Annotated in this window: 16 protein-coding genes and 1 tRNA gene; 10 read left to right on the forward strand and 7 right to left on the reverse strand. The window is 46.0% G+C overall.

Features of this window, described 5'->3' with window-relative positions; genetic code table 11:
- Positions 1–35: 35 nt before the first annotated feature.
- The 6 genes from LFX25_RS14280 to LFX25_RS14305 all read left to right on the forward strand — a co-directional run bounded on the left by LFX25_RS14280 (position 36) and on the right by LFX25_RS14305 (position 6,748).
- Positions 36–1,706 (forward strand): EAL domain-containing protein, encoded by a 1,671-nt coding sequence (locus LFX25_RS14280; RefSeq protein ID WP_406600535.1) that lies wholly within the window; start codon positions 36–38, stop codon positions 1,704–1,706.
- Positions 1,707–1,708: 2 nt separating this feature from the next.
- Positions 1,709–2,161, forward strand: coding sequence for a hemerythrin domain-containing protein (locus LFX25_RS14285; protein WP_238730831.1), 453 nt, complete (start codon positions 1,709–1,711; stop codon positions 2,159–2,161).
- 428 nt (positions 2,162–2,589) lie between these two features.
- Positions 2,590–4,593 carry an NHL repeat-containing protein gene (locus LFX25_RS14290; protein ID WP_238730832.1) on the forward strand — a complete coding sequence of 668 codons (2,004 nt, stop codon included), beginning with the start codon at positions 2,590–2,592 and terminating at the stop codon, positions 4,591–4,593.
- A gap of 94 nt (positions 4,594–4,687) precedes the next feature.
- The gene (gene coaE / locus LFX25_RS14295) at positions 4,688–5,311 is read left to right on the forward strand and encodes a dephospho-CoA kinase (RefSeq protein WP_238730833.1); all 624 of its coding nucleotides are present in this window, start codon (positions 4,688–4,690) and stop codon (positions 5,309–5,311) included.
- A complete protein-coding gene (locus tag LFX25_RS14300) occupies positions 5,308–6,048 on the forward strand; it encodes an SPOR domain-containing protein (RefSeq protein WP_238730834.1) in 741 nt (246 codons plus the stop codon). The genes coaE and LFX25_RS14300 overlap by 4 nt, the downstream gene beginning before the upstream one ends.
- 52 nt (positions 6,049–6,100) lie before the next feature.
- Positions 6,101–6,748 carry an FFLEELY motif protein gene (locus LFX25_RS14305; protein WP_238730835.1) on the forward strand — a complete coding sequence of 216 codons (648 nt, stop codon included), beginning with the start codon at positions 6,101–6,103 and terminating at the stop codon, positions 6,746–6,748.
- 324 nt (positions 6,749–7,072) lie between these two features.
- On the opposite strand, the gene LFX25_RS14310 is transcribed toward LFX25_RS14305, so the two are convergent.
- The 5 genes from LFX25_RS14310 to LFX25_RS14330 all read right to left on the reverse strand — a co-directional run bounded on the left by LFX25_RS14310 (position 7,073) and on the right by LFX25_RS14330 (position 10,984).
- The gene (locus LFX25_RS14310; protein WP_238730836.1) at positions 7,073–8,101 is read right to left on the reverse strand and encodes a hypothetical protein; all 1,029 of its coding nucleotides are present in this window, start codon (positions 8,099–8,101) and stop codon (positions 7,073–7,075) included.
- The gene (locus LFX25_RS14315; RefSeq protein WP_238730837.1) at positions 8,070–9,482 is read right to left on the reverse strand and encodes an MBOAT family O-acyltransferase; all 1,413 of its coding nucleotides are present in this window, start codon (positions 9,480–9,482) and stop codon (positions 8,070–8,072) included. The genes LFX25_RS14310 and LFX25_RS14315 overlap by 32 nt, the downstream gene beginning before the upstream one ends.
- Positions 9,483–10,091: 609 nt before the next feature.
- Positions 10,092–10,173: transfer RNA gene (locus LFX25_RS14320), tRNA-Leu, on the reverse strand.
- Positions 10,174–10,269: 96 nt separating this feature from the next.
- On the reverse strand, positions 10,270–10,671 hold the full coding sequence (cueR, locus tag LFX25_RS14325; RefSeq protein ID WP_238730838.1) for a Cu(I)-responsive transcriptional regulator: 402 nt from the start codon (positions 10,669–10,671) through the stop codon (positions 10,270–10,272).
- A gap of 25 nt (positions 10,672–10,696) precedes the next feature.
- A complete protein-coding gene (locus tag LFX25_RS14330; protein ID WP_238730839.1) occupies positions 10,697–10,984 on the reverse strand; it encodes a 2Fe-2S iron-sulfur cluster-binding protein in 288 nt (95 codons plus the stop codon).
- Between the two features lie 164 nt (positions 10,985–11,148).
- Between LFX25_RS14330 and LFX25_RS14335 the strand changes: the two genes are divergently transcribed.
- From LFX25_RS14335 to LFX25_RS14345, 3 genes are all read left to right on the forward strand, one after another.
- Positions 11,149–11,358, forward strand: coding sequence for a heavy-metal-associated domain-containing protein (locus LFX25_RS14335; protein ID WP_238730840.1), 210 nt, complete (start codon positions 11,149–11,151; stop codon positions 11,356–11,358).
- A gap of 17 nt (positions 11,359–11,375) precedes the next feature.
- Positions 11,376–11,825 (forward strand): hypothetical protein, encoded by a 450-nt coding sequence (locus LFX25_RS14340; RefSeq protein WP_238730841.1) that lies wholly within the window; start codon positions 11,376–11,378, stop codon positions 11,823–11,825.
- Between the two features lie 72 nt (positions 11,826–11,897).
- Positions 11,898–12,164 (forward strand): PIN domain-containing protein, encoded by a 267-nt coding sequence (locus LFX25_RS14345; RefSeq protein WP_238730842.1) that lies wholly within the window; start codon positions 11,898–11,900, stop codon positions 12,162–12,164.
- On the opposite strand, the gene LFX25_RS14350 is transcribed toward LFX25_RS14345, so the two are convergent.
- Together LFX25_RS14350 and LFX25_RS14355 are read right to left on the reverse strand one after the other, a co-directional pair.
- Complete coding sequence (locus LFX25_RS14350; protein ID WP_238730843.1) at positions 12,156–12,863, reverse strand: IspD/TarI family cytidylyltransferase; 708 nt, start codon at positions 12,861–12,863, stop codon at positions 12,156–12,158. The genes LFX25_RS14345 and LFX25_RS14350 overlap by 9 nt on opposite strands.
- The gene (locus tag LFX25_RS14355) at positions 12,841–14,112 is read right to left on the reverse strand and encodes a diaminopimelate decarboxylase (protein ID WP_238730844.1); all 1,272 of its coding nucleotides are present in this window, start codon (positions 14,110–14,112) and stop codon (positions 12,841–12,843) included. The genes LFX25_RS14350 and LFX25_RS14355 overlap by 23 nt, the downstream gene beginning before the upstream one ends.
- A gap of 75 nt (positions 14,113–14,187) precedes the next feature.
- Between LFX25_RS14355 and LFX25_RS14360 the strand changes: the two genes are divergently transcribed.
- A complete protein-coding gene (locus LFX25_RS14360; RefSeq protein WP_238730845.1) occupies positions 14,188–15,264 on the forward strand; it encodes a zinc dependent phospholipase C family protein in 1,077 nt (358 codons plus the stop codon).
- The last annotated feature ends 6 nt before the right edge of the window (positions 15,265–15,270 follow it).

Below are 15,270 nucleotides of genomic sequence, written 5' to 3' on the forward strand. Positions count from 1 at the left end.
AGAAATATAGGCTGGGTAGCAAAGTGACGAACAACGTGCAAGTATCTCCTCTCATTTTAAGAAGAGCCATTAAATTCTGCTCGGACAATTCGAAAGAAGGAATCATTCTATTCTCAAAAAACTGGGAATTACTGTATTCCAATTCGACATTCGAACATCTGATTCAATCTCCGAATTTCCAAACCATATACGAGGCGCTTATAGCTTATTTTAAAACGACAAAGTCGATCGTATACGAAAAGGAAACGGGGTTGTCCAGCCTACTTCTGGAATCGGGCGTAATCGATGTCGCCTATTTCAACGATATGACGCTGATGTTGAACTTCATCGTCCATGACTTGGAGGAAATCAACGCGGTTCGTTTTCTTACGGTAAGACAAAATCTTTCCGTTGATACGAAAGAATCCTTTTATCAGGACCGTTTCACGGGGCTTCCGAATAAGAATTACTTCCTTTCCATCTACAGCAACAACCGGATCTACAATAGCAACTCCAAGAAGGAATACTTTCTTTTTCTGATCTCGCTTTCCAATCCGGATTCGATTCTAAACAAAGAGGATAATTTTTATTACGAGTCGATCGCTCTTAAAATCGCGGATCGTCTCAAAAAGTACATCTCCAAAGGAGATCAGATCTTCCGGCTCGGTTCGGAACGGTTTCTAATCGCGACTTCGAACATAGAATCCGAATTGGAAGCGGAATGGTTTGCCGAATGCATCATACTCTTGTTTTCGTTCCCATTCACGTATCGAGAACGCGAATTTCATTTAAACGCGAACGTCGGTTACGCCCAGTTCGACCAACAGGTCAATACGGACTTAAATTCCCTCCGAATTTTGGAGGAGGCCGTTCAACAATCCGCCCTTATCGGGCCGAATTCCTTTTATCATTACGACCGCAACACGATCGAACAAAACGCGACACGCGCAAAGATAGAACTCGATCTGAGAAAGGTATTAAACCGAAATGAACTCGAACTTGCCTACCAACCGATCCTGGACCTAAGACAGGATTCGATTCTTTCCATGGAAGTTCTTTTGCGCTGGAATCATCCGGAAAAAGGAAAGCTGATGCCCGCGAGCTTCATCTCGATAGCGGAAAGTTCCAGCTTTATCAAAACAATCGGAGAATGGTTGATCTGGGACACACTTAAATCCTACAGCACTTCCATCCTGAGGGACAATCAGATCTGTATTTCGCTTAACATTTCCGCGAAACAACTGAACGACAAACAGATCTTCAACGTCCTCAAGGAATCCACCGATTTTTACGGCATTTCTCCCGATTCCATCATTCTGGAGATCATCGAGGATTCTTTCGATTCGAACCTCGTCAAAGTCAACAAAGTCATCACGCTTCTTAAGGATTTCGGTTATCGTTTTGCGATCGACGATTTCGGCAAAGGTTATTCTTCCCTTGGACGACTGCAGACTCTTCCGGTCGACTACATCAAACTAGACAAAGTCTTTCTCTTCAATTACTTCAAATCGTCGAGCAAGACCATCATCTCCTCTCTAATCAGCCTGATTCAAGCGATGGACAAAGCGATCATCGTGGAAGGAGTGGAGAATCCGAGTCAACACGAACTGTTAAAGGAACTGAACTGCAACTACGCGCAGGGATATTTTTATTCTTATCCTTTGGAGTCTTCCAAAGTGGAAGAATACGTGAAATCGAAATTCAACCAAAAAACAGCGAGGAGTTGAACGTGGAACTAATCGGAAAACTCAAAAAACAACACCTGATCGTGAACGAATACGCGCATCAGATCGAATCGGAAATCGATAAGGCGAACCCGAATATAGGTCATCTCGTCGAATTGCTTTCCATTTTTTCGGCTTCTCTCCTCTTTCACCTGAACGTAGAAGACTTGGAGCTCTATCTCAAGATGGAAAGTTATACGTATAGCTCGCCTACTTTGGTTTCCCTTTTCGAACAATACCAAAAGACCATGTTCGGTTTAAAGGACACCCTTTTGGATTATGCGAGCAAATATTCCGATCCGCTTACGATTGAAATGAACTTTTCCGTTTTCCGGGAAGAAACGGAAACGATCCTCAAACTCCTCCGGAGAAGAATCGAACGAGAAGAATCGGAATTCTATCCTTTGATCGAGGAGATTCTCAGAAAATTCGCGAACGAACCCGAGGCGGTTCCGTGAGAATAGAAGCGAAACGATACGCGAAAGAACTAAGAAATTCGGCCTGAAATTTCGGAATCGACGACTCGATTCGGAAATTTTGATACGGGGAACGCAAATTCGCTACGATCAATACGGCTTTATAATTCCTTTCGATTTAATATAAATGCAGACTATCCATTTTCGAGCGGTTCCGCATATAACATTAATTATTTATAATACTTTTGAATTTAATTTAATAAAGTACTTGAAAATTTAAACGGACATTGATCGGAATGAGCGAAAGAATACGGCTTTGTTCCGTTTTTTAATTTTTATTCGTAAAAGGTAAAAAGGAATCAACGGACGTTTTTCCGGATTCAAATAGGATGTTGGAGGAATGATCGACGCCGACGCGGAAATTTCAAAATGGAAACTTCGCGCGTAATTTTTCGGCCGAGAGAAAAAATATGAGAAACAAATTCAAATTCTATAAAGTATTGATCGCGATCGTTTTATCGACGTTGAATTGTCTCGGAGACAGACATTCTTCCAGTCTGTCGGTCTTTAATATTCCCGGATTTGTGACTTCAACAAACATCGACCCTACCTACGCGACGATCAGCGGAGACGTGACCGGCTTAGCGGGAACGGGTTTGATTCTTTCCAATAACGACACGGATTCGGTTACGATCGACGCCAACGGAAATTTCAGTTTTCCCGAAAAAGTTAGGGGCGGCGATTCTTACAACATCACGATTCGGCAAAATCCGGTTTCTCCCTCGCAGATCTGCTCGGTGAGCAACGGCTCCGGAATCGTATCTTCACAAGCGATTTCCAATATTCGTGTGGTCTGTTCCGCGATCGGCTTTTCGATCGGTGGAAACGTTACGGGACTGAGCGGCAGCGGACTCGTTCTGAAAAACAACGGCGCCGATCCGATTTCGATTTCGGCCGACGGTTCGTTTACGTTCCCCGCTTCGATTGCAAGCGGCGCAACCTATGCGGTTACGATTCAGCAAGCTCCGACTTCTCCTACGCAGACCTGTACTCTGAGCAACGATACGGGCACCGTTTCCTCTTCGAACATCTCGAACGTTTCCGTTTCCTGCGGACCGGCGATGTATTTTGTGGGCGGAACGATCACGGGACTTTCCGGGAATCTAATATTAGAAAACAATGGTGGAGATTCCACGACGATTTCGGCGAACGGAAGTTTTAAGATGACGACTCCGATCGCAGATGCTTCTTCGTTTAACGTTTCGATGACGGGGCAGCCTTCCGGTCAAACTTGTTACATCGCATCCCCCTCGGGAACGATCGCGACCGCGGATGCGACGAGCGTTCTCATTAACTGCGTGAACGGAACATCTCTCGGAACGTTGGTCAGCGGAAACAGTTTGGTTTCCTCTTTGCCTCTCGCTCCGTTCGTGGAAAATCCGGCTACCGGCAGCGCCGATTGGTTTATGGGTGATCCCGGAGGCGACCCGGATATAATCGCCGACGGCTACGGATTCGCAATGTCGTCCGCACCGACGGCATCGTTCGCGAACATGTATCATATCACCACGGACGGTATCCATCTTTACGCAGGAGATTATACCACCGCAAGTCCTACGACCGGAACGGTGAGAAAAATCAACATCGCTTCGAGAACCGCCACTTCTCTTCCGATTACGATCGATAGACCGAGAGGAATTACGACCGATGGGATCTTTCTCTACATCACGAGCCAAAGTCATTTTATCGTGAAATACAACCTCATCACGAACACGTATTCCACGATTGCAGGTCTTGCGGGTTCGAGCGGAAGCACGGACGGAGTCGGAACTGCGGCGAGATTCAGCGCTCCGAAAGGAATCGCGACCGACGGAACCTATCTCTACGTCGCGGACACGGGAAATAATAAGATTCGCAGAATCAGAATCTCGGATAACACGGTCACTACGATCGCGGGGAGCGGAACCGCGGGAACTCTGGACGGACCGGGAACTTCCGCGGAATTCAATAAACCAAGTCATCTCGTTTATGATTCCAACACTCTGTATGTGACCGACACGAACTCGAACAATATTAAAAAAATCGATCTTAGTTCAACGATGGTGACTACGATCGCGGGAAGTTCCGCCGGAACGTCCGGAAACGTAGTCAACGCAACGGGAACTATGGCGCGTTTTACCGGTCCCGTGGCGGTTTCACTAGACGCAAACTTTCTCTACGTCGTGGACGGAACAACGCTCATCAAAAAGATTTCAAGAACCGCTCCGTATGCGGTCACGAACCTTTTGGGTTGTTCTCCGATTCCGCCGACCAGCGGCACTACGGTTTCAGGCGGACCGGACGGAGGAACGATCGGAACCTGCCAGGCAAACGAAGGAAGCTTCTTTGCACCGAGGGGAATCGTGACCAACGGTCGGAGCCTCTTCGTAGTCGAAATGCATCCATACATGCGGTTGGTTCGAAAGATCGACTAAAATTCCCAATCCCTCTCCGAAAAGGGATTTTCGAAAGGAAGTCCCTTTTCTCTTTTTTGCTTGTACTTTTGTCCGACGTCTCTATTCTCAACGAATGCAGAGCGTGCAGCCCGGTAAAAAAGCCTTTTTGGTCGGAATTACCGGAATGATCGGGGGCGGCAAAAGTACCGCGGCAAAGATCTTGGAAGAATTGGGCGGCTTCGGAATCAGCGCCGACCGTTTAGCGAAACGTTATACGGAACCGGATTCTCCCATTCTCGCCGAACTGACGGAACTCCTAGGAAAGGAAATTCTCGATTCGGAAGGTAAGCCGGATCGGAAAAAAATTTCCGACATCGTGTTTCGAGACGCCGATAAACTCGCGGGACTCAATCGACTGATTCATCCGAGGGTTCGCAAGGACTTCCAAAATATTTTGGAGACCATCGCTCAAGGGAGAATGGTGATTTGGGAAGTTCCCCTTCTTTTCGAAACGGACGCTCACACACTCTGCGACGCGACCGTGACCGTGGATTCCGACCCGGAAGAATCGATCGCAAGAACGGTTTCCAGAGATGGGACCACGAAAGAGGACGTTTTGGCGAGAATCAAAAACCAACTTCCTCTTACGGAAAAGCTGAAAAGAGCCGATTATATCATTAGAAACAGAGGGGACTTGGAATCTCTCAGAGAAGAATGTAAAACTCTCTACTCCGTTCTGTTGGGAAGAATGTCATGAAAGAAAAAATTTTTTACGTAATCAATCTGGACAATAAGAGAATTCTAATTCTCTCCACGTTTTTAATCGGACTTCTGTTTTCGTTTTTTTTTCTGGGAGTTTCAGTCGGAAAAAAACGCGCAGGCGGCTCCGCGGAAGAAACGCTGACGTTAAACGACATCAAAAATCAGGAAGTGCAAAGTTCGATTCCGTTTTCCGAACCGGGTCAAATTCCGAGCGAAGGAAACAACACGGTCGCATCTGCTGAAATTCCGGCGGCGAACGCGAATTCTCCGTCTAACGCAAACACACAGGAATCCGTTACGTTCAAAAACATTCCTCCCGCAACCGAAGTCGTGGAATTTAAAAAATCGGGAACGGCCCCTTCTTCCGCTGAAAAGGAAAACAAAAACGCTCCTGAAACTCTTTCCGTAAAAGAACCGGAAGGTTCCAAGGATTCCAAAAAATCCAAACGAAACGAAGAAAAAAAATCGAAACGAATTTCCAAATCCTCTTCCGACGAAGAAACGGAAGGATTTACACTTCAAGTAGCCGCATTTAAGGAAAAAGAAAAGGCAGACGAATTAAAAAAATCGATTTCCGGAAAAGAGAAAAATACGAAAGCAACCGTCAAAAGATCAAGAAACGGATATTATACGGTACGATTCGGGTCCGCTTCGTCTAAAAAAGAAGCAGAAAGTCTTGCAAAGTTATTACCTGCGAAATTGAGATCCGGAGTCATCGTAGTCAAGGATTGATTTTTATATTGACCTCCGTTGTGGAGCCGACGAAATCTGTTTCTGAATACGAATGGATCAACAGGTGTTAGAGCTAACGCGTAAAGCAGTTGTACGCGCGACGATCGAGAGGCTTCGCACAACGTATTCGGATCTTCTCATCATCAAGGGATACGACGGCATTCCCGATTTTTTCGAATTCAATCTTTATTCTCCCGCGAACAAAGAAGAGCGCGACAACGCTTTAGAAAATCTTTATGAAAAGCTGAAGACGGTCGCGGGTAAATCCATGACGGACAACATTCATCAGATCATTTTGCTGAATCGCCTAACGGATTCTTTGGATTACGACACGGCAAAGATCGTGATCGAAAACAATCTGATGGAAGACGGAGTGATTTCCAGAGACAATCTTTACGCCGCGATGGGCGAAACCGATCGTTTCGAGGAAAGAAAGAAACAGATCCAGATGGTCGGAAATACGTTGAAATTCTTTTTTTCCCTTTCCAAACTTCCGATGATCAAACTTGTAATGGCTCCGATCAAGGTCGCAGCTTCCATGGTGGGCGCTACGTCGCTTGTCGAAACGATGGAAGCTGGTTACGAGTTATCGAGCAAAATCAAGGATCTCAATCCGTTTATCGAGGCATTTCTCGATCGTGAAACCCGTCTTATTTCGAAACTCGAACTGGGAAATCCCGTCGGCGAATTGTCGAACTGATTCTTCGATAAAATAGCGTAGGAACTATTACAAACAAAGAGGGATTTCGGCCGCATCCGCGCGTTGGAATCGAATCGTAAAAATTTGATTGTTGTGTGAGTTCCAACGCCCGGACCGCGCCACTTCCGGCTCGCGGAGTCCCGCTCGGTCTTTCAGACCAAGCCGTTCGTGTCGCTTGCGGAGTTGTAAGTCGGGAAATTTCTCCGTTTGCGCAAGAAAATGTGGGAACTCCAGCATTCATTGAGTTTCAGAAAAGATTTACTCTGGATATAAAATTGTGTAGGAACTCATACCTCTGCGCTGTTCTACGAAACGATTCCGCGGTCAAAACAGAGATTTCTTTTGCAGTTCCGCTCGGAATACCGCCGTGTATTCGGCTTTTCCTAAAAGATTGAAGTGAGAAGCGTCAAAGAACAATTCCGGTCTTGTTTCGAAACGTTCCGGGTTCAAGCGGAGATAAACCGCGCTCGATTGTTCCGCGATCTTTTTGAGTTCTTTACGGACGATTTCATATCTCTGATCGTCTTCTTTGCTAAAAAAATAATTCGGAGTTTCCAGAAGAACGGTTTTAACTCCGTGCGTGTGCGTTAACTTTAGAATTTCATAAAGTTCTTGTATGAGTCTGGGATCGAGTTTCGGCGCCAATCCTTCGTATTGTTTTTTCCATTCCCCAATCCGGACGTCTTGTTCTGCGACTTGTCCCTTGTTTGAATCGATGTTTGCGGATTCTTGCGTTTGTTTTTTCGTTTTGTTCGTCGATTCCGCGTTCAGTTTCCAAACGAAAACGGAGGATAAATACTTATCATACAATTTCGAAAGAATAAAATGAGAAAAAGAATTCAGAGAATACGAATGAGAAATACGAAAAGTCCAGTATTCGATCGGAGATTCTTGCGGAACCTTTTGATCCAGAAAGTCCACGAACAAACCTTTGTGATAATATCCTTTCACGGATTTATACGCGGAATCCGGATAACGATCCGGGTTCAAAGCGAATTTATCGGTTTCTAACACAAGCAAAGAAGGAAGTTGCATGCGGTTCTTTTTCAGATATTCGCTTACGATTTCCTTTCTGAGAGAAAGGTTGGCGCCGGGCACGTTGAGAAGAACGACCGGCTTGCCGGTTTCTTTCGCAAGAACTTCCGGGTCCAAATCCCAAAGGATATGACTCGAACCGACGATGAGCGTATTTGCCGGCTTGAAATTTTTAGACATCGAAAACATCTTATCGTATTGTCCGAACAAAAGGGCGTACCAAACACGATCGAACAAAACTACGGAGACCAGAAGAACGAGAGAAAGACCCGCATAACGCAGAATTTTAGAACTGGAAGTAGATGAAGCTGGATCCATAGAACACTCCTCCCGTAAAAATCAAAGTGATGAAAATTCCCGCAACGGCCCAATCTCCGTATTTCTTCCAGCCTTCTTTCGTTCTTTCCCAAAAAGGAAACAAGGCTTCCAAAAGTAAAAAGACCGCGATCGCAAAAACTCCCGCTTTTTTCTGAAACTCTACGATCAGATCGAGTCCTTCTCCGTTTGTGAAATCGAAAATTCTTCGGAGAATCAAATGGGCGGTTGATACCGAATTCGCGCGGAAATAAACCCAGCTTAAAAGTACGAGATGGAACGTGACGATCACTCCGATCCAGCGGAACCAAAATCCTTTCGGAGTTTTTTCGGTGACATACCGCTTCCAAATCACTTCCGACGCGAGATAAATTCCGTTTAAAACTCCCCAGATGACGAACGTCCAATTCGCACCGTGCCAAATCCCCGAAAGAGCGAAGACGATCAATAAATTTCGAATATGACGAAACGTTGATACTCTGTTTCCTCCGAGCGGAATATATACGTAGTCCCGAAACCAGGAAGACAAAGAAATGTGCCAGCGTCCCCAAAACTCGGACACGCTCGAAGAAAAATAAGGACGATCGAAGTTTCGCATCAGATCGATTCCCAAAATTTTCGCAGTTCCGATCGCGATGTTGGAATAACCGGCGAAGTCGCAATAAATCTGAAACGCGAAAAAATACGTTGCGACCAAAAGATCCGTACCGGATTTTCCGGCAGGATCGTTGTACATCGCATCGACGAAAACCGACAGCCGATCCGCGACCATCAGCTTCATTAGAAATCCATAAACTATGTATTTCAATCCGTTTTCGATATTCTGAAACACGAGCTTGTGTTCCTGATGAAACTGAGCCATCAAGTGATGCGCTCTTTCGATCGGGCCGGCGACCAACTGAGGAAAGAACATCACGTAAACCCAATAATATCCGAGGTGCCTTTCGGCCTTAATTTTGCCTTGATAGACTTCCACGATATAACCCATGGACTGAAACGTATGAAAGGAAAGTCCGATCGGAAGTATGATCTGCAAAGGCGATACGGGAAGATCGGCTCCGATCAGAAATCGATAGAGATAACCGGTATTCTCCAGAGCGAAATTGAAGTATTTAAAGAAGATAAGAATCCCTATGTTCGAAGAGAGACTCAAGATGAGATAGGTTCCTCGTTTCGGCCCTGTCGCATTTTCGATCCAGATCGCAAGGTAGTAATCCAATACGATCGTAAACGCAAGAATCAATATGTAGGCCGGAATAAAGGCCATGTAAAAGTAGCAACTTGCGACCAGCAGAAGAATCCACCGGAAACGGAACGGAAGCAGAAAGTAAAGAACCGCGACGATCGGATAAAATACGAGAAAGTGAATCGAGTTGAATAACATAGATCGGTTCTTTTGCGAACATTCCTTCGGTTGGAACCGCGTTTTGTTCCCGGCCGATATTTCGATAAAGTAAAATCAGATTTTGAGATTTGCGGTAATTGTAAAGTCAAAAGCGGCGCCGGGAACGGGACGATTCTGTCAAGTTTCAAAGGACGATCTTGTCGGAACAGTTGGAGAATTTCGGATTCCAACTGCAAGATTATTCCGTGCCGGGTGAGAGTTCCCACATTGCCTGCGATTCAAAATGATATGCGAGGATCCGCCGAGTAAAAGCCCCCGACGATTTCTTTCAGTGTTCCGACAGGATTTATAAAAAAGAATGGATGAGGAATTACTTGCGAGTAGAGGGACGTTCGAAAGTAGAAGTTTCTCCGGGTAATTAGAATCTGTGAAAACGCGGGACTCGCCGTTACGCAATCCGTCCTCGTGACGGATTCGGCTCCACGGCGTCTCCCTTTGGCCTCGGAACATCCTGTTCCTCGGAAGCGTTTCTTCGCTTCTAGGGTCGCTCGAAACGCTTTACCAAAGCTCGCTTCGAGTCCCTCAATTTTTTGATAGACAATTGATTGAATGTAGATTCGAGATTCGGATTTTAAAAGAGGAATTACTTGCGAGTAGAGGGACTCGAACCCCCACACATTACTGCACCAGAACCTAAATCTGGCGTGTCTACCAATTCCACCATACTCGCGTGGTCTTTCCAATGTTTGCGAGTGTACGTGCGAGTCAAGCGGAAAGAATCAAAACGCCGTGGGAAAAGAGTTGCCGCGGCCGCAATCGAACGTCGTCATTCGGTGTCGTCCTCGTTGGAAAGCGTCTTTAAAATCGGACAACTCGGACGATGATCTCCTTGGCAATGATGTGCGAGATGTTTAAGAGTGGCCGCCATCTCCTGCAGTTCGTTGATCTTATTCTCCAGAGTTTTCAGATGCGTGAGCGCGAGCTTTTTTACGTCGGCGCTCGCACGGCTCTTGTTTCTCCAAAGGCCAACGAGCTTTTGAATTTCGGAAAGCCCGAAGCCCATGCTTCGCGCGCGTTTCACGAATTTCAAAATATGAACGTCATCGGAAGAATACGTTCTATAACCGGAATCTTTTCTTCTCGCCTTTGGAATCAAACCGATCGATTCGTAATGACGAATCTGTTTCGCGCTGACTCCCGATTCTTTGGAAACGTTTCCGATGTTCATAGCTCTTCACCGTTCTCTTTCTTTTTTAGTTAGACTGCGGTTCGATTCTGCGAAGAGAAAGATCCGATTTCGGAACGGATCTGCAAGCCAAAATCAATCCGTTTTCTTTTTCTTCCTCGGTGAGAGCAAAACGATTGTGGGATAAATGTTCCACTTCTCCCTTTAAAAGAAGGATCTTGCACGCGCCGCATCGACCCAAACGGCAGGAATAGGAAAGATCGATTTTCGATCGTAAGGAAGAATCCAGTACATTCTCGCCTTCCAAGACATCGGCGCTGCGATTCCAATCGGGAAAATAAATTTTATACATCATACCGCAGATTCTAAAGCTTCCCCTAATGGGAAGGTCAAGGAGCCGATCGCAAAAAAAAGAATGCGAAAAGAAAAAAAATCGAAATCGGCTATTGACCTTACCCTCGTGGGAAGGTTTAAGCTGAGTTCCAAGATCGGTTTTCAAAACCGTTTAAGGAGAATCTTATGGTGGAATTTCAAGTGGAGAATATGACCTGTGGAAGTTGTGCAAACGTTATTTCCAAGGCGATCAAAACGATCGATCCGAACGTTCAAGTGAGCGTGGATGTCGCAAGTCAAACCGTTCGCGTCGACAGCGGGCGTTCGGAAACGGAACTCGCAAATCTAATCGAAGAATGCGGTTACCCCGTTTCCAAAAGTACTGTCGTTCAATAAAAGAGGAGAATCAATCGATGGAACATTCACAACCGAATCCTAAAAGCCTGGCCGTTTTCCAAAAAACGGCCTTCCCGAAAGCGGAGGTCGCAAAACTGACGCTTTCCATTTTTCTTATATTCGCAAGTTATGGATTGCGAGCGCACGGAGAACACGAAACCGGACCGAACGGAGGAACGATTCGGATGCCGGGCGGTTTCCACACCGAGCTGGTTCTTTTAAAGGAAGGTCTGAAAGTGTATCTTTTGGATATCGAATTCAAAAACCCTTCCACAAAGAACGGCAAACTTCAGGCCAAAATCGTCCAAGGAAAATCCGAACAAAAACTGGAATGTCAGGCGCATCCGGATCATTTTTTCTGTCCGGTTTCCAAGATTCCATCTTCGGGTAAAATCGTCCTGAAGGCGACCCGGGAGAAAATGGAGGGAATCGACGCGGTTTATGATCTGCCGATTTCCAAAAAATGAATGGAATTACAAAAGCGTTTCATACATACTTTGTGTATGAAACGCACAAATCTTGTATTACAGGAAGATTTATTGGAAAAACCGCTTCTTGTTTCAGGTAAAAAAACGTATTCAGACGCAGTCAACTTCGTCGAGAATCCGATGCGTTTAGAAATTTATGAAGAAGCTGCCGATCTATTTCGATTTTGCAAAAGCAAAGGAATTTCGATTCGATCCGGCATCGATTTTCAAATCGCAGTTTGTGCGATACGAAACCGACTTACGGTATTCCACAGAGATCCGGATTTTTCTCGGATCGCAAAGTTGACAAATCTCAAACAAAAAGAAATTCTAACCTAACTTCTCGAACAAACCGCCGTATAACTCAGCAAGTTCCAAATCTTCTTTGCGTGTGATTTTTAGATTGAAAGGGTTCGATTCAACGATGGCCGATTTTTTTCCGCCGCTCAAAGCCCAGGAACAAAGATCGGTCGGCGTAGAATCGGAAGACAAGGACAACAATTCCTTCAACACGTCGCCTCGAATTCCTTGCGGGGTTTTCATAAACCAGATATGTTCCCGATCCAAAAAGGAAGCGGTTCGTCCATTCGATTCTTCTAATACGGTTTCGGAGGTTCGGGAAGCGAGAGTCGCGATTCCGTTCTCACGAACGCTGTCGCATAACAAATCCAATTCTTTCGAAAGAACGAACGGACGCGCCGCGTCGTGAATCAAAATGACGTCCTCGCTTTGAATTTCAAGCGCGGCCAATCCCCTCAGCATGGAAGCGTGTCTTGTTTCGCCGCCTTCCACGATCCGATCGTTGTCTCGAAGGTGCGGCCCGCAGATCGATTCCGTTTTCGGAATGGATTCGAAATGGGAAACCAACACGATTCGTTTTTGTTTCCCCCAGGTCTGAAATTTTTTGAGAGTGTGAACCAGAATGGGTTCGCCTGCAAATTCCAAAAATTGCTTCGGAATCTCCGAACCCATTCTAGTGCCGGTTCCTCCGGCTAAGATCAGAACGTAGATTTTCTCAGAGAGAAACAGGGATTTCATTCTGAAAGATTTGTTCTAAATTTTGGCGTTTCCGAATCAGCTGAAAACCTCCGTCGAGTCCCACAAGAACCTCCGCCGTTTCGGGAAACGAGTTGTAGTTCTTCGCGGACATGGAGGAACAATACGCCCCCGCTCCTTCCATTACAACATAATCTCCTAATGAAGCTTCTCCGGTCGTTCTTGTAATCGGTCCGCCGCCCTCAGCCTGCGTGAACAAGTCCCCGCTTTCGCAGCAATGTCCCACGTAAACGTAGTCCGCCGTTTTTCCGGAATGCGCGCCTTCTCTGGGAACGACGACTAACGGATGTCTTGCGGCATACAAAGAAGGTCTTGTGTTCACGTCCATTCCGGCATCGATCTTAACGAACGTATAACCGCCGTTAGGTCCGGTGGTTACTACGTCGTCCACTGTGGTTATGATCGCTCCGTTGTTGACCATCATAAAGGAACCCGGTTCGATTTCCATGTGAAGTTGGGTTCCGTGCTTCTTCGCGAATTCCTGAAAGAGTTCGACGACCGGCTTGCCGATCGTCTGGAAGTCGGTCGTTTTTTCGTCTTCCATTCTCCCCACTTTGAAACCTCCGCCGAGATTCAAAATTCTACACTCGGGAAACTGTGCCGCGATGTCCAAAGAAACCTGAGCGACCGTTTTCCAAACCGCGGGATCGCTTCCCGATCCGATATGAGTATGAACCTTAAAGATCTTGAGATCGTATTTTTTCGCGAGCTCTTTCACCTGATCGATGTCTTCGTGCCAAACTCCGAAGGAAGAAGTTTTTCCTCCCACGTCCGTCTTTTTCGTTTGTCCCGAACCGAGTCCCGGATTAAAACGAACGCTGACTTCTTTGCCCGGAAAGTTTTTTCCGAACGCTTCCAACTGACGGAGAGAACAAGCGTTGAAGATCATTCTCTTTTCCACGAGTTCCTTCAGATTTTTCGCAAGCTCTTGAGAAGTGAGCATGATTTGTTCCGGTTTGAATCCGTAGTGGATCGCCCGCATCGCTTCGTATTCGGAACTCGCGTCGATCTGAATTCCTTTTCGTTTCATGATTTCAAGAATGGTTCGATTCGGATTTGCCTTCATCGCGTAACGAACCGTTAAGCCGAATGCGTTCGGAAACGCAAGAGCGGTGTCGCAACTTTTTTCGATTCTTTCCCGGGAATAAACAAAAACCGGGGTTCCGAATTGTTGTGCGATCGATCGCACTTGGGATTCAGTCAAAAATTTTAATTTTTCTATTGATTGCATAGTGAAACGGGCATTTCTAAATGGTTTTAGAACAGGCTCCGTCAGAGTCCCGTTTTTTTAAAGGCATTTTCATTTATGGCTGGCAAAATCACTCATCTCGAAGTCCTTTCTCAGGTTTGCAAACATCTGGATCACGGAACCGCCGAGCAAAGAAAAATCGCCGGCCTCATGCGCGCCGAATCCAACCGCAAGTTCGCGAACATCGGAGCGATCGCTCCGGATATATTTTATTTTTATCATATTCTTTCTCCTCGCAAAACGAAAAAGGCGACCGTGTGGGGAGACATGAGTCATCACAACAACGTCGCCGAACTCGTTCTCAGTTTTCTCGATCTGATTCTTCAGACCGAAGAAGGAATCCACAGGGACCGATACATCGCGTTCACTCTCGGCTACATCTGTCACTGCGCGGTGGACATCGTCACACACCCGTACATCTTTTATATCTCCGGAGACTTTTACAACAAAGACAAAAAGATCAGCAGCCTCGCTCAGTACAATCACATGAGAGTGGAGAACGCTCTCGATTCCTGGCTGCTCGATTACAGATGGGGAATGACTCCGAAGGAATACGATTTCGTTCATCACGTAGACGCGATCTTCAAGTCGGACAAAAAAACCTGGAAGATGGACCCGATGCTCTGGCACTTCTGGCTCAGAGGACTCAAGGAAACGTTCTCACAAGAATTCAAAAAACATTATATAGGTTCAGAGGACAAAATCATCCCGGGCGATTTGTTGAACGAATCCTTTCTCGGTTATCTGGAATTTCACCGCGTTCTGGATTCGAGAAGCAAATGGATGCGCGGCGCCTTAAAACTGCTCGACAACATCACGTTCCACAAAGTGCGTTCTTCCGTGTTGATGCTCCCTCTGAAAGAGCACATCGACAAAAGAATCATGAACGAAGAACATAAGAAGTGGAACTACCCGGCCGATCCTTCTATCGTTCGCGAAGATTCTTTCGTGGAACTCATCAACCGTTCCGCGCAAAACGGGAAGGACGCGTTGACGCACGCTTGGAATTATCTGGAAAACAAAATGTCCCGCACGGCGTTCTTAAAGGAATACCAGGGATACAATTTGGATACGGGACTCCGCTTTCAAGGAGTCGACAGCATGAAAGAATTTTCACCGATAGAAGAAGTTTAATCGATT

It is taken from the genome of Leptospira sanjuanensis (assembly GCF_022267325.1).
Classification (GTDB): domain Bacteria; phylum Spirochaetota; class Leptospiria; order Leptospirales; family Leptospiraceae; genus Leptospira; species Leptospira sanjuanensis.

What these genes read in the sequence shown, in the direction of transcription:
- LFX25_RS14350 (WP_238730843.1), bottom strand. Translation starts at nt 12,863, where the DNA reads ATGAAATCCCTGTTTCTCTCTGAGAAAATCTACGTTCTGATCTTAGCC.
- LFX25_RS14300 (WP_238730834.1), top strand. Translation starts at nt 5,308, where the DNA reads ATGAAAGAAAAAATTTTTTACGTAATCAATCTGGACAATAAGAGAATT.
- LFX25_RS14315 (WP_238730837.1), bottom strand. Translation starts at nt 9,482, where the DNA reads ATGTTATTCAACTCGATTCACTTTCTCGTATTTTATCCGATCGTCGCG.
- LFX25_RS14335 (WP_238730840.1), top strand. Translation starts at nt 11,149, where the DNA reads ATGGTGGAATTTCAAGTGGAGAATATGACCTGTGGAAGTTGTGCAAAC.
- LFX25_RS14310 (WP_238730836.1), bottom strand. Translation starts at nt 8,101, where the DNA reads ATGGATCCAGCTTCATCTACTTCCAGTTCTAAAATTCTGCGTTATGCG.
- coaE (WP_238730833.1), top strand. Translation starts at nt 4,688, where the DNA reads ATGCAGAGCGTGCAGCCCGGTAAAAAAGCCTTTTTGGTCGGAATTACC.
- LFX25_RS14290 (WP_238730832.1), top strand. Translation starts at nt 2,590, where the DNA reads ATGAGAAACAAATTCAAATTCTATAAAGTATTGATCGCGATCGTTTTA.
- LFX25_RS14340 (WP_238730841.1), top strand. Translation starts at nt 11,376, where the DNA reads ATGGAACATTCACAACCGAATCCTAAAAGCCTGGCCGTTTTCCAAAAA.
- LFX25_RS14330 (WP_238730839.1), bottom strand. Translation starts at nt 10,984, where the DNA reads ATGATGTATAAAATTTATTTTCCCGATTGGAATCGCAGCGCCGATGTC.
- cueR (WP_238730838.1), bottom strand. Translation starts at nt 10,671, where the DNA reads ATGAACATCGGAAACGTTTCCAAAGAATCGGGAGTCAGCGCGAAACAG.
- LFX25_RS14360 (WP_238730845.1), top strand. Translation starts at nt 14,188, where the DNA reads ATGGCTGGCAAAATCACTCATCTCGAAGTCCTTTCTCAGGTTTGCAAA.
- LFX25_RS14305 (WP_238730835.1), top strand. Translation starts at nt 6,101, where the DNA reads ATGGATCAACAGGTGTTAGAGCTAACGCGTAAAGCAGTTGTACGCGCG.
- LFX25_RS14355 (WP_238730844.1), bottom strand. Translation starts at nt 14,112, where the DNA reads ATGCAATCAATAGAAAAATTAAAATTTTTGACTGAATCCCAAGTGCGA.